Source organism: Nocardioides sp. NPDC051685 (genome assembly GCF_044453405.1).
GTDB lineage: Bacteria > Actinomycetota > Actinomycetes > Propionibacteriales > Nocardioidaceae > Nocardioides.
In genome coordinates, this window is sequence record NZ_JBITCR010000003.1 from 278,788 (window position 1) to 292,112 (window position 13,325).

At 69.6% G+C, this 13,325-nt stretch carries 14 protein-coding genes; 4 read left to right on the forward strand and 10 right to left on the reverse strand.

The features are described from left to right. Nucleotides 1–38: 38 nt before the first annotated feature. The gene (locus ACIA03_RS11365) at nucleotides 39–929 is read right to left on the reverse strand and encodes an NAD(P)-dependent oxidoreductase (RefSeq protein ID WP_396982329.1); all 891 of its coding nucleotides are present in this window, start codon (nucleotides 927–929) and stop codon (nucleotides 39–41) included. Between the two features lie 145 nt (nucleotides 930–1,074). Between ACIA03_RS11365 and ACIA03_RS11370 the strand changes: the two genes are divergently transcribed. From ACIA03_RS11370 to ACIA03_RS11385, 4 genes are all read left to right on the forward strand, one after another. Next, a complete protein-coding gene (locus ACIA03_RS11370; protein WP_396982331.1) occupies nucleotides 1,075–1,743 on the forward strand; it encodes a DUF1707 domain-containing protein in 669 nt (222 codons plus the stop codon). A 55-nt stretch (nucleotides 1,744–1,798) separates the two neighbouring features. After that, on the forward strand, nucleotides 1,799–2,485 hold the full coding sequence (locus ACIA03_RS11375) for a DUF1707 domain-containing protein (protein ID WP_396982333.1): 687 nt from the start codon (nucleotides 1,799–1,801) through the stop codon (nucleotides 2,483–2,485). A gap of 120 nt (nucleotides 2,486–2,605) precedes the next feature. Next, the gene (locus ACIA03_RS11380) at nucleotides 2,606–4,330 is read left to right on the forward strand and encodes a sulfatase-like hydrolase/transferase (RefSeq protein WP_396982335.1); all 1,725 of its coding nucleotides are present in this window, start codon (nucleotides 2,606–2,608) and stop codon (nucleotides 4,328–4,330) included. 104 nt (nucleotides 4,331–4,434) lie between these two features. Then, nucleotides 4,435–5,505 carry an ABC transporter ATP-binding protein gene (locus ACIA03_RS11385; RefSeq protein ID WP_396982337.1) on the forward strand — a complete coding sequence of 357 codons (1,071 nt, stop codon included), beginning with the start codon at nucleotides 4,435–4,437 and terminating at the stop codon, nucleotides 5,503–5,505. A gap of 16 nt (nucleotides 5,506–5,521) precedes the next feature. Here the strand turns inward: ACIA03_RS11385 and ACIA03_RS11390 are convergent, their stop codons facing one another. From ACIA03_RS11390 to ACIA03_RS11430, 9 genes are all read right to left on the reverse strand, one after another. After that, nucleotides 5,522–6,499, reverse strand: a complete 978-nt coding sequence (locus tag ACIA03_RS11390; protein WP_396982339.1) for a cytochrome c oxidase assembly protein — start codon at nucleotides 6,497–6,499, stop codon at nucleotides 5,522–5,524. Nucleotides 6,500–6,544: 45 nt separating this feature from the next. After that, nucleotides 6,545–7,456, reverse strand: a complete 912-nt coding sequence (locus ACIA03_RS11395; protein ID WP_396982341.1) for an alpha/beta fold hydrolase — start codon at nucleotides 7,454–7,456, stop codon at nucleotides 6,545–6,547. A gap of 17 nt (nucleotides 7,457–7,473) precedes the next feature. Then, nucleotides 7,474–7,977 carry a hypothetical protein gene (locus ACIA03_RS11400; protein WP_396982343.1) on the reverse strand — a complete coding sequence of 168 codons (504 nt, stop codon included), beginning with the start codon at nucleotides 7,975–7,977 and terminating at the stop codon, nucleotides 7,474–7,476. Next, nucleotides 7,974–9,764 (reverse strand): alpha/beta hydrolase, encoded by a 1,791-nt coding sequence (locus ACIA03_RS11405; protein ID WP_396982345.1) that lies wholly within the window; start codon nucleotides 9,762–9,764, stop codon nucleotides 7,974–7,976. Before ACIA03_RS11405 ends, ACIA03_RS11400 begins: the two co-directional genes overlap by 4 nt. Next, nucleotides 9,761–10,066: a hypothetical protein gene (locus ACIA03_RS11410; RefSeq protein ID WP_396982347.1), complete on the reverse strand. Its 306-nt coding sequence runs from the start codon at nucleotides 10,064–10,066 to the stop codon at nucleotides 9,761–9,763. Before ACIA03_RS11410 ends, ACIA03_RS11405 begins: the two co-directional genes overlap by 4 nt. After that, nucleotides 10,063–10,530, reverse strand: a complete 468-nt coding sequence (locus ACIA03_RS11415) for a hypothetical protein (protein ID WP_396982349.1) — start codon at nucleotides 10,528–10,530, stop codon at nucleotides 10,063–10,065. Before ACIA03_RS11415 ends, ACIA03_RS11410 begins: the two co-directional genes overlap by 4 nt. Before the next feature lie 189 nt (nucleotides 10,531–10,719). After that, nucleotides 10,720–11,739, reverse strand: a complete 1,020-nt coding sequence (gene glpX / locus ACIA03_RS11420) for a class II fructose-bisphosphatase (protein WP_396982351.1) — start codon at nucleotides 11,737–11,739, stop codon at nucleotides 10,720–10,722. Nucleotides 11,740–11,782: 43 nt separating this feature from the next. Continuing rightward, on the reverse strand, nucleotides 11,783–12,481 hold the full coding sequence (locus tag ACIA03_RS11425; RefSeq protein WP_396982353.1) for a sulfate/molybdate ABC transporter ATP-binding protein: 699 nt from the start codon (nucleotides 12,479–12,481) through the stop codon (nucleotides 11,783–11,785). A 79-nt stretch (nucleotides 12,482–12,560) separates the two neighbouring features. Further along, the gene (locus ACIA03_RS11430) at nucleotides 12,561–13,322 is read right to left on the reverse strand and encodes an ABC transporter permease (protein ID WP_396982355.1); all 762 of its coding nucleotides are present in this window, start codon (nucleotides 13,320–13,322) and stop codon (nucleotides 12,561–12,563) included. Between the last annotated feature and the right edge of the window lie 3 nt (nucleotides 13,323–13,325).

Below are 13,325 nucleotides of genomic sequence, written 5' to 3' on the forward strand. Positions count from 1 at the left end.
CTGGCCGTCTGCGGCCAAGGCATCGTCGTGGCTGTGCCCTAGCCGTCGGCGCGCAGGCTCTCGTAGACCCTCGCGAGCCCTTCCGAGCCGTAGCCCGCGGCGATCTGCCCGCCGATCAGCGCCTGGACCATGGCGATCGGGGTGGCGTCGACGCCTTCCTCCTCGCTGGCGCGCACGATGTGCGTCAGGTCGGAGAACTCCAGGCTCTGCTGGCCCGCGACGGTGTAGTCGCCGCCGTCGATGACCTTCGCGTAGCCGTCGAACCCTTCGGTCATCGCGGCCAGGAAGGGAGCCTGCCGGGCGGCGAAGTCGGCAGCGCTCATCCCCATGGAAGCGACCATCGCAGCGCCGTGGAAGAAGCCAGTGAACATCTGATACATCCCTGACAGCATCGCCAGGTCCACCAACGACGCCCGCCCGGCATCCTCGCCGTGGAACTCGCTGGTGGCCCAGATGTCGAGCGTCGGTAGAAGGACGTCGTACGCAGCCCGCGATCCGCTGTAGAAGATCTGACTCGCGCGGGATCCGATCATGGCGGGGATGGCCATGATCGCGCCGTCGAGGTAGTCGACACCGTTCTCGGCGGCCCAGGCCGCGAGCTCACGGGACTCGGTCGGCGTCGTGGTCGTGACGTTGAGGAGGGTGCGGCCGCGGAGCTGGGCGGCAGCCGGGCCGAGGGTCTCCACGACGGAGGAGTGATCGATGAGGCACGCGATGACCACGGGGCTCGCCAGCGCCGCGTCGCTGACGGAGGTCGCCTCCTCGGCGCCGCGGTCCACCAGATCCGAGGCACGGCCGGGAGTGCGGTTCCAGACGGTCACGGAACGGCCGGCGTCGAGCAACGCGGCCGCCAGGGCGCTGCCCATCGCGCCGAGGCCGAGCATGGTGACGTCGGTCAGGTGGGTGGAGTTTCGATTGGATTCGGACACGCATCCATGCTGGCTGACGTCGTCGCGTCGCGGGAGTACCCACTATTTACTGGGGTACGCACCTTCTGGTGCGTGGCATCCGGGTTAAAGCCTCAGGGTTGAACCTGAGAGACGGATGCGGCGTGCGCCGATAGCATCGACAGTCATGGGACTCCCCGAACCGCACCCCGGCCAGCCCCGCCGTGCCGACCTGCGCGTCAGCGACGCCGACCGCCACGCGGTGGCCGACATCCTGCGCGAGGCGGCGGGGGAGGGCCGGCTCGACATCGACGAGCTCGAGGAGCGGCTCGAGGAGACCTACAGGGCCAAGACGTACGCCGACCTGGAGCCGATCACCCAGGACCTCCCGGTCGCGGGGCAGATGCCGCCGGCACCGGTGGCGCCCGCCGCCTCGGTGGTGCCGGTCGTCTACGGCCAGGGCGATGCCTCCGACAGCGCCAGCGCGTTCCTGAGCAACGTCCAGCGCAAGGGCGTGTGGGTGGTCCCGCAGCACCTCTCGGTCAACGCGGTGCTGGGCGATGCCGACATCGACCTGCGCGAGGCGCACTACTCCGCACGCGAGGTGGTCATCAACGCCACCTCGATCCTGGGCAGCGTGAAGGTCACCGTCCCGCCGCACGTGCACGTGATCGTCGAGGGCAACGGTGTCCTCGGCGACTTCAAGGAGCCGTCCGCGAAGGTGCCCGAGGTGCTTTCCGTGGACTCGCCGGTGGTGCGGGTGCGTGGCGTCGCGGTGCTGGGCGACGTGACCGTCAGGCGCCGCGGGCCTCGCGGTCCGAAGCGCACCCTGAAGCAGCATCTCGGACTGGAGTGATGTCGTAGGGGGATTGTTGAGGCACGGTCTCGATACCCCCACTACCATTCGCCCCATGGGAACGACCCCCGAGCCATTTCGTGGCCAGAATCCTGATCCGAATCTGCGGATCAGTGATGCCGACCGCCACAAGGTGGCCGACATCCTGCGCGAGGCCGCGGGCGAGGGACGCCTGGAGATCGACGAGCTCGACGACCGCCTCGAGGCGACCTTCAAGGCCAAGACGTACGCCGACCTGATCCCGATCACCGTCGACCTGCCGGTAGCCGGCACCCCGGCACCGCCGGTCCCGCAGACCCAGCCGGCCGCCGGCAGCAGTCCCGCGGTGTTCGCCGCGAACCCGATCGAGAGCCAGCTCTACGTCGCGATCATGAGCGGTGTCGACCGGCGCGGGGTCTGGACGGTGCCGGCGACCGGCAACGTGATCGCCCTGATGGGTGGTGCCGATCTCGACATGCGCCAGGCGCAGTTCTCCGCGCAGGAGACCGTGATCTACGCCAACGCGATCATGGGCGGGGTCAACATCACGGTCGGCCCCGACGTCCAGGTCGTGATGCAGGGCGTCGGGATCATGGGCGGCTACGTCGGTCCGCGCGGCGTCGAGCCGACCGGCGGTCCGGTGCTTCGGGTGAAGGGCCTGGCGCTGATGGGCGGCGTCGCCGTCGTCCGCAAGCCGTTGAAGGGGGCCAAGGGCCCCGGGCAGTTGCGGATGCCGCCGCCGCCACCGCACGAGCTGCACTGAGCAACACATTCTCGGGGATGGTCCGCTCCGCGGACCGATCTTGTCGTGCCTGGAAATGAGGCACTAACCTCACCTGAACCAGGTATTGTGTAGTTATATAATAGACAAAGGAGTCTCGGGATGAAGCCGAAGTGGAGCGCACTGCTGGGTGCCGCACTCCTGGCCCTCGTGGCCGTGATCGCCGGACTCCTGGTCGTCGGCCCGAAGACCATCGCCGCCGGCTCCGCGGCCGCCGACCCGTCGGCCGCACCGGTCAAGGACCCCGCGGCCGAGCTGGCCGCCGCGACCGACGAGCGCCGCAACATGGTCCTGATCCTCATGGACGACTTCTCGCTGGAGCTGCTCCGCACGATGCCGGAGGCGACCAGGATGGCCGCCGAGGGCGCCACGTACGAGAACGCCTTCGTCATCGACTCGCTGTGCTGCCCCTCGCGCGCGGCGCTGCTGACCGGACAGACGCCGCACCACACCAAGGTCCTCACCAACACGGAGAACGACCCGGAGCACCCGGTCGGCGGATGGTCGGCGTTCCAGCGCTACGGCAACCTCGAGAAGCAGTTCAGCATCGGGCTCCAGAAGGCCGGCTACACGACCGGGTTCGTGGGGAAGTACATCAACGCCTACGAGGCCACCCTCGACGCCGACGGCAACCGGGTCCCACCGCCCAAGGTGCCCGGCTGGGACTCCTGGAACGCGCTCCTCGGCGGCGCCTACGGCGGCTGGGGCTACCAGAGCACCTTCCTCGACGGCAACGGCGACGTGCAGCTGCGCAACCACCCGCAGCCCGCGCGGAATGCCTCCGTGGAGGAGAAGGACGCCTCGTACGCCACGAACGTCACCCGCGACTACGCCCTCGACTTCATCAATGCGCACCGTGACGACGAGGATCCCTACTTCCTCGAGATCGCCGCCTACGGGCCGCACTCCCGCCTAGGCCACCACTACCCGGGCCTGGACACCTGGTTCCCGCCCGCCTTCGCCGATCAGGCGCCGGCCGGTGACCCGGCGGGCGGCAACTGCGGCCGCGTCGCGTGCGCGGACCTGACCTTGAAGGACCTGGTCGGCTACGGCGACGACCGCTGGGACAACGTCCCGACCTACCTCGGCCGCGGAGGACGTACGTCCCAGGCTCCTGCCTGGCGCACCAACAAGGTGTCGCTGAGCGACGAGACGGCGCTGAGCCAGTACCGCGACCGTGCCCGCATGGTGCAGTCGATCGACCGGATGATCGCCCAGGTGCGCGAGGCTGCCGGCGAGGACACCTACACCGTGCTGACCTCCGACAACGGCTTCCACCTGGGTCAGCACCAGCTCAACGGCGGCAAGGGCGCTCCCTACGACTCCGACACCCGCGTCCCCCTGGTCGTCGTCGGCCCCGACGTGGTGCCCGGCAAGCGCAGCCAGTTCGTCAACAACATCGACCTCGCGCCGACCTTCCTCGACCTCGCGGGCGCCCCCACCCCGGCGTACGTCTCCGGCACCTCGTTCGCGGAGACCTTGAGCCGGCCGCGGCTGCCGGGCGGGAGATACGCCTTCTTCGAGCACACCTACGCCAAGTCGCATCCCGGCGAGGTCGACCTCGACAGCGGCTCGGGCGGCACCATCGACATCATCCCGTCCTACATCGCGGTGCGTGGCTCGCAGGGGCTGCTGGTCCGGTTCGACCTGGACAAGTCCTGGAAGGGCACCGACCACGCCTACGAGCTCTACCGCTACGACCGGCCGTGGGAGGACCGCAACGTCTTCGCCGAGGATCACGCCAAGCCCTACGCCCGCGACCTGATGCGCCGGCTGAACGCCTACGAGGGCTGTGCCCCGACTGTGTGCCGGGCTTTGACCCGCTGATTCCGAATCTGGGCTATCGTGTCCCCGCCGGGGCAAATGTGGCCCCGGTCACTTCACAACGGATCGTCCGGCACGTGCCTGCCGGTGAAGGAGACAACGGAATCATGGCAACAGTTACGTTCGAGAAGGCGCAGCGTTGGTACGCGGGCGCCGCCGAGCCCGCGGTCAAGGGCATCGACCTCGAGATCAAGGACGGCGAGTTCATGGTGCTCGTCGGCCCGTCCGGATGCGGTAAGACCACCACCCTGCGCATGCTCGCCGGGCTGGAGGAGGTCAACTCGGGCGCCATCAAGATCGGCGACCGCGAGGTCACCAACGTGGCGCCCAAGGACCGCGACATCGCGATGGTCTTCCAGAACTACGCGCTCTACCCGCACATGAGCGTCGCCGAGAACATGGCGTTCTCGCTGAAGATGGCCAAGGTCCCGAAGGCCGAGCGTGACAAGCTCGTCGCCGAGGCCGCCAAGACCCTGGGTCTGACCGACTACCTCGACCGCAAGCCGAAGGCGCTCTCCGGTGGTCAGCGCCAGCGCGTCGCCATGGGCCGTGCGATCGTCCGCCAGCCGCAGGTCTTCTGCATGGACGAGCCGCTCTCCAACCTCGACGCCAAGATGCGCGTGCAGACCCGCACCGACATCGCCAAGCTCCAGGCCGACCTCGGCATCACCACCGTCTACGTCACCCACGACCAGGTCGAGGCGATGACGATGGGCGACCGCGTCGCGGTGATGAACAACGGTGAGCTGCAGCAGGTAGACACCCCGCTCAACCTCTACCGCAAGCCGGTCAACCTCTTCGTCGCCGGCTTCATCGGCTCGCCGCAGATGAACCTCATCAAGGCCATCGCGGCCGACGGCGGCGCCAAGATCGAGGAGTACGTCGTCCCCGTCGGCGCCCACGACCTGCCCAAGGAGATCACCATCGGCGTGCGTCCGGAGAGCTTCCGGGTCATCGGCGAGGGCCAGGGCGGGCTGCCGGTCCAGGTGACCGTCGTCGAGGAGCTGGGCTCCGACTCCTACGTCTACGGCACCAGCGACGTCGAGGGCGTCCCGTCGACCCTGATCGTCCGGGTCTCCTCCAAGGACCACGTCAGCAAGGGCGACACGATCTACGTCACCACCGACCCCGAGGACGTCCACGTCTTCGACACCGAGTCGGGCCTGCGCGTCAACTGACGCTCAACCGAAGCACTCAGTGCTGCTGGTTCATCCGAGCCAGCATCGCGTTGTAGGCATCGAGGGCCTCGTCGCTGTCGGGATCCACGGATCCCGGCTCGGCGGGGCCCTCCGTCGTACCCCGGGCGCTCTCCTGGGCGAGCCGGCTGCTGCGTACGCCGTCGAGGAAGCGGCCGGTCATCTTGGTGCGGCGCTCGGGTGAGGAGACGACGGCGATGACCAGGCCGATGGCGAGCAGCATCATGCCACCGTCGCCGCCGGCCCACATCAGGCCGCCGGCGGTCTGGATGTCGCGCACCGCGTCCAGTGCCCACTCCGGTCGGGCGCCGGAGTAGACCGGGTAGAGGTCGCGCTCGGTCTGCAGCATCACGATCCCCACGATCGTGTCGGGCACCATGCCGACGACCAGGAGCGCGATCCGGCCGAGGTAGGGGAGGTCGGGACGTACCTTCTCCTCGCCGATGGTGCCGGTCAGGAAGAGAAAGCCGGAGACGACGTACGCCACTTGCTCGCCGACCATCAGCGGCGTGCTCTGCGCCATCGAGTCCATGAACCCGGACAGGTGGGTGCCGATGATGACCAGCGAGTAGAGCAGCATGCCGGTGGCGGGGTGGACCAGGATCGTGACCGGGAGCGAACGCATCGCCTGCTCGGCGCGCGGGCCGGTCTCGGCGATGACGGTGAGCGGGTGACCGAGCACCAGGAGCGCGGGTACGACCATGATCAGCGTCAGATGGAGCACCATGTGCATCCAGGCCAGCGCCATCGCGTAGCCGTTGATGGCCGAGGCGACCACGACGTACATCAGGCCGAGCCCGGTCAGGAACGACGCCACCCGCCAGCCCTTGACCGTCGAGGCGGGTCCGGCGGCGTTGCGGAGCGTGAGATAGCCCGCGCCGAGGATGACCACGGCGAGCAACCAGCCGGGCTGGAGACTCCAGGTGGTGAGGAACTCGGACCAGCCGAGCGCGGGCAGGGAGCCGTGGTCGTGCATGCTGCTCACGGTATCTCTGGCGCGTGGAGGAGCGTGATTTCCCGGCTACGCCGTGACAGCGCGGTCGGCGGTGCGGCGGACGACCTTGATGAAGGCCGGCCACAGCGGCCGGGGCAGGTCGTGGCCCATGCCCTTGATCAGGGTGATCTCGGCGCCGGGAACGGCCGCGGCCGTCGCGCGGCCACCGGAGACGTGGACCATCTTGTCGGCCAGGCCGTGGATCACGCTGAACGGGACCTCGAGCCGCCCGAGGTCCTCGGTGCGGTCGGGCTGGGTGAGGATGGCGAGCATCTGCCGCGCCACGGCCGGGCCGCTGACGCCGCGGTTCCAGGTGTCGATCGCGCGCCGGCGCACCTCGTCCTCGGGCTCGGGGTAGGCAGGCGAGCCGATCTGGATGCCGCCCTTGATCTGGCGCTCGATGTAGCCCTCCAGGCCGGGCTTCTTGATGACCAGCGCGGGCAGCAGGGTCGGGTGCTGGAAGCCGACACCGCGCCGGCCGGTCGTGGACATCGTCGAACAGACCGAGCGCACCCGGTCGGGATGCCGGATGGCGAGGGTCTGGGCGATCATCCCGCCCATCGACACACCCCACACGTGCGCGGAGTCGATGTCGAGATGGGTCAGCAGCGCGGCCGCGTCGTCGGCGAGATCGGCCAGGGCGTACGGCGACGGCGTCGGCAGCCCCACGAACGCCCGGGCCAGCCGCGCGAGCGTGATCCGCTCGTCGCTCGGGTGGGGCGAGGAGTGGCCGACATCGCGGTTGTCGTAGCGGACCACGTAGAACCCGGCCTCGGCCAGCTGCTCGCACAGGCCGGCGTCCCACCAGGTCATCGGGCCGCCGAGCCCCATGATCAGCAGCAACGGGTCACCGCCGGGATCGCCGAACGTGTCGTACGCAATCTCTACTCCTCCGGGGAGGAAGGCGGTTGACTCGGTCGGCTCGGCGGCGGTGGTCATGTGCCGACTTTACCGGGTCATTCCAGGTCGACCGGTTCGCCGATGACGTAGCCGTCCCAGTCGCTCATGTCTTCCTGGTCGATCTCGATCGGGGGCCCCTCGACGACGAGGCCGACCGCACCGGGGGCCTTCGGGTAGGTCTGGAAGTGGGCGGTCAGATCACCGTGCGAGAGCCGCAACGAGTTACCGCTGAACGTCGGGCTGAACTCCTCGAGCTCGTCGCGCAGCGCGTTGAGCGGGTCCTGCTGCTCCGTGACGAAGTCGGCCTGGACGTCGTACCTGTAGGACTTGTACTTGTCCGAGTACCCCTTCTGATCCACGCCGTCGTACGCCTCCGTCGCGTCCTCGGGGGACGCGCCGAGCGTCGTCGAGGCGACGGCGGACAGCTCGCGTGCCCAGGTGAGCACGTCGTCTCGCTGGTGTTCGAGCTCGGCGTAGGTCTTGTCGCTCACTCCACCACATCCTCCGGCAAGCAGGATCGTCAGTGCCGCCGCCGTCGCGGCCAGGATCCGGGCGGTCATCGGCCGTCCGTGTCGGGGCTGGTCGGGGTGCGGTCGCTCTCGGGGTCGACCGGGCCGCGGTACCACGGGTCGTGCACCTGCCCGGCGCGTACGACCTCGTCGTACTGGCCGTTGACGATGTGGGCCATGTTGGCGAGTGACTCCGTGTCGTGGTCGTAGTACTTGACGTGGTCGTCGATGTTGGGGATCGACCCTCTGCTGGTGCTCTCGGCCTGGAAGCGTACGGCACCGAAGTCGTCCTCCGCCGGGTTGTGGCCGAGACCGGCGCCGGCCATCTGGGCGACGACGCCGCCGAGGGGGCCGGTGAGCACGCCCGCGCCGATGGCCGCGGGGCTGACCCATCCGGTCTGCCCCAAACGGCCGACGAGGTCCTCGCTGTTCGTGCCGACGAAGACATGTCCCGACCCGACGCCGAGGTCGTCGGCCGAGTCGGCATCGTCGCCGGCGCCAGGGCTGCCGAGCAGGACGACGTCGTCGGCACCGGGGTGGTGGTCGGTCATGGCGTGGGCGACGGTGGTGGACCCGTAGCTGTGGCCGATGGCGGTGAGGTGGAAGTCGTCGGAACGCATGGCGTTGAGACCGTCGAGGGTGTCGGCGAGACGTTCGCCGCCAGCGGCGGCCATACCTTCGGCGGCGACCCCGACCGAGTCGGCACCGCTGGGCGCGTCATAGCCGATCCAGAACATCGTGGCGGTGCTGGTTCCGCCTTCGAACGCCGCCGCCTGCTGGAGGTTGATGGCGTTCTGGGCATTGCTGTCGGCGGACTCCATGTCGGTGGTGAGTCCGGGCACGTTCACCGAGACGTTCTCGGCGGTGTCGAGGTCGCCGACGGCCATCGCGACGGCGCCGTCGCCGCCGAACGCCATCGGATCGTAGGCGTAGATCTGCGGCACGTAGTTCTCGCCCGTCATCGGGTCGATGCCTCTCTCGATCCTCCGCCGCGCATCGTCCGCGGCCCGGGCGTTGTCGTAGCGGGTCTGCTCGTCGTCGGTGCGCTGGTCCTCGGGGATGGCGCCGAGCTCGGCGAGGTCACGGTCGAGCGAGATGGTGTTCGCCGCGCTGCGATCGGCCGCCGGGATGCCGTCGGTGTTCCCCACGATCTCGGGGTCGGCAGCGATCATGGCCGCTCGCTGCTCTTCGGTGAGGCTGTCCCACCACGCCTTGACCGCGGTGGGGTCCTTGCCCGTCGGCATCGAGTCCCTGGCGGCGTCCGCGGGGTCGGCGACCCCGGCGTACTTCTGGTCGACCTGCTGCTCGGTCATCGCACCGCGGAGCGCGGCGGCGACCCGCTCCTCGCTGGCCCGGAGATCCTCGGCCCACCTCACCAGATCGGATTCGTACGCCTCGATCTGACTGGTGCAGCGGTCGCAGTCCGACTTGAGGAGCTGGAGCGCGGCCTCGTCGGTGGGCAGCGGGTTCGCCCGGGCGGAGAGGGCGGCGACCTCGCGGGCCAGGTGCGCGCGGTCGGCCCTGAGCTGTTGATGACGCTTGCTGAGATCGACCAGGTCGTCGCCGTGGCCCAGCACCGCGTTGGCCGCGGCGCGCAGCGCCAGCGAGCAGGCATCGGCGTGCCTGCCGATGGGGCTCAGCGCTTCGGCGTATGCAGCGGCGGCCCGGCCGTCGAGGAGGCCGGACTCCTTGGCCTTCCCGCCCACGAACGAGCCGTGGTCGTCGAAGATCGACGAGGAGGTACGCAGGGCGGTCCCCGCGTCCTGGACCTTCTGCCCGTCCGCGTCGAACTCGGGCGTCTCGCTCGGCGTCGGCGGCAGCGAGATGGTGATGGTCACCGGATCTCCTTGATGCTGCTCAGCGCCAAGGATGCGTCGAAATCGGTCTTCGCGTCGGTCTCGAGGATGTCGATCGCGGTGCTCCTCAGCCCGTCGGCCTGGGACTCGGAGGAGCGGGCGGACTTGGTGGCGATCGCCTCCCACGCCTCGATGAACCGTCCGACCAGACTCGCCACCGCTGGTGTGAATCCACCGGTGCCGACCCCGATGATCTGCTTCGCCGCGGCGGTGAGGTGGAGATTCTCCGTGTCCCACGCGGCAGCCGTGGACCTGACCTTGGCCGGTTCGACGTGCAGCGTCATGTCAACGCCTCCTGCGCCTCCGCCGCGGGACGGAGAACCCGGCCGGTCACCGTCACCACGAGTGCGTGATGGCTCTCGGACCAGGTGCCGACGATCTGGACATCCGGTTGCGAAGCCGTCCACCGGTGGAATGCCTTCACTGCGAGCGCGGAGTGCCACCTTGCGTCCCGGAACGCCTGATCGAGGCCGGCCAGGATCGCGCCGCCGTCGGCTGCTCGCGCCTCGAGCTGGGCCCAGCGACGTACGTTCTCGCGGTCGTACGTCTCCCACCGGGGGCCGTCCTCGGTGTGACCCGGTACGCGCGCGGCGATTGCTGCGAAGGCTGCGTCCACCGCTTGCGCCGACCGGCCCAGGTCATCGGTCGTCGCCTCGGGTGAAGGTCCGAGAGGGTCCTCCGGCGGCAGGATCACGATGTCGACGTCCGGGCGACGTGCCCGCAGGGCAGCGAAGAATGGGTCCGTCACGTCGATGCCTCCCCGAATGACATACACCTGAGACGCTCATCAATGCTCGTGTCGCACCACAAGATAGCAACAAAATGGCACCGCGGGCGGTCGCTCTGGGGACTCCGGGAACAACGAGCTCAACGAGAAACGCGGCAAGGACCAGGAGGTCCTTGCCGCGTCCGGTCCGGCGCACGCGCCGGGCGAGGATCAGAAATCGATGGCGCTGTAGGCCTTGAGCTTGGCGAGCTGGTGCTCGGAGGTGACCTTGCGGATCGTGCCCGAGCGGCTGCGCATGACGAGGGAGTCGGTGACGACGGCGCCGTGGGGGAGGTACTGCACGCCCCGCATCAGGTCGCCGTCGGTGATGCCGGTGGCGACGAAGAAGCAGTCGTCGCCGGTGACCAGGTCGTTGGTGTGGAGCACGAAGTCGGGGTCGAGGTTGTGGCCGGCGTCGAGGGCGCGCTGGCGCTCCTCGTCGTCCTTGGGCCACAGCCGGCCTTGGATGGTGCCGCCCAGGGCCTTCATCGCGCAGGCCGCGACGATGCCCTCGGGGGTGCCGCCGATGCCCATCAGCAGGTCGGCCCCGGAGCCGGCACGGGCGGCCGAGATCGCGCCGGCGACGTCACCGTCGACGATGAACTTGATCCGGGCGCCGGTCTCGCGGATCTCCTCGACCAGCTTGTCGTGGCGGGGCCGGTCGAGGACGATCACGGTGATGTCGGAGACCGTGGTGTCCTTGGCCTTGGCCACCGCGGCGATGTTCTCGGCGACCGGCAGGCGGATGTCGACGACGTCAGCGGCCTCGGGGCCGGTGACCAGCTTCTCCATGTAGAAGACGGCGCTGGGGTCGTACATGCTGCCGCGCGGGGCGACCGCCATCACCGCGACGGCGTTGCTCATGCCCTTGGCGGTCAGGGTGGTGCCGTCGATCGGGTCGACCGCGACGTCGCACTCGGGTCCGGTGCCGTCGCCGACCTGCTCGCCGTTGAAGAGCATCGGGGCGTTGTCCTTCTCGCCCTCGCCGATCACGACGGTGCCGTTCATGGCGACCGTGGAGATCATCGTGCGCATCGCGTTGACCGCGACACCGTCGGCGCCGTTCTTGTCACCACGCCCCACCCAGCGAGCCGCGGCCATCGCTGCCGCCTCGGTGACGCGCACGAGCTCCAGGGCCAGGTTGCGGTCAGGAGCGGTGGGGGCGACGCCGAGCGGCTGGGTGTCGTTCATGGGGTTCAATCTATCCGCCGGGCGCGGTGGAGTCCCCGCCGCGTCACTTGATCGATCCAGAGACAAGCCTGACGGCGAACGGTGTTTGCGGTTCGTTCAGCACTCGTTCGGTCGGGCCGTCCTCGACGATGTGACCGTGCTCGATCACCACCACCCGGTCGGCGAGCGCACGGGCGTCCGCGGCGTCGTGGGTGACGATGATGGCTGTCCTGTCCTGGAGGGCTTCGCGGAGCGTCTGGCGAAGCGCAGGACGTACGTCGACATCGAGCGAGGCCATCGGCTCGTCGAGCAGGAGCAGCTCGGGGTCGGCGGCGAGTGCCCGGGCCACCGCGACCCGCTGGGCCTGGCCGCCGGAGATCTCGGACGGCTTGCGCCCGGCGAGCGTCTCGGCGCCGACCTCGGTGAGGTGGCGGGTGGCGAGCTCGTTGGCCTGGTGGCGGCGTACGCCTCGGGCCCGGGGAGCGAAGGCGACATTGGCGAGCACCGACAGGTGCGGGAAGAGGAGCGGGTCCTGGGCGAGGAGGGCGACCCCACGGGCGTGCGGGGGAGTGGTGTCGATGATGCGGTCGCCGAGGCGTACCTCTCCCTCGTCGGGGCGAAGGAGACCGGCGATCACGCCCAGGATGCTCGACTTGCCGGCACCGTTGGGGCCGGTGAGCGCGACCGTCTCGCCGGCGGCGACATCGAGGGTGACGTCGATGCCGCGCTGGGCGATCACCGCCCGCAGGTGGAGCGCGCTCACGCCGCCACCTCCGTTGCGCAAGCGCCATCGTACGGAGATGGCGGCGTGTGGATCGGATGGCTCGCTCGCTTGCGCTCGCTCACAAGGCCCTCCCGTGCCGGGCGAAGCCGATCACGGCGATCGCGACGACCACCAGCACCAGCGAGAGGGCGACGGCCGCGTCGGGGTCGTCGACGCGGAGCAGGTACACCTGCAGCGGCATCGTGCTGGTGACGCCGGGAAGGTTGCCGGCGAAGGTGATCGTGGCGCCGAACTCGCCCAGGCAGCGGGCGAAGGCGAGGACCGCGCCGGAGAGAAGTCCGGGGCCGACCAGCGGAAGGGTGACGCGGCGGAAGACGGTGGTGGGGCGGGCGCCGAGCGTGGCCGCGACCGCCTCGTAGCGGGTGCCGCTGGTGCGCAGCGCCCCCTCGAGGCTGATCACCAGGAACGGAAGCGCCACGAACGTCTGCGCCATCACCACGGCGAGGGTGGTGAACGGGATCTGGATGCCGACCAGGTCCAGCGACTGCCCCAGCAGGCCCCGGCGGCCGAACGTGTAGAGCAGTGCCAGCCCGCTGACGACCGGCGGCAGGACGAGCGGAAGGAGCACCAGCGACCGCACCAGCCCCTGGCCGCGGAAGCTGGTCCGCGCCAGGACGGTGGAGAGAGGTACGCCGAGGACGATGCACAGCGTGGTGCTGGCCGCCGCGGTGCGCAGGCTGAGCCAGAGCGCCTCCAGCGCGGAGGGCGAGGTGATCAGGCCGGGAAAGCCGCCCAGGTCGACGCGGAGGATGATCGCGACAAGCGGGACGATGATGAACGCCGCGGCGATGGCCGCCGGGAACCACAGCCAGCGGGGCATGCC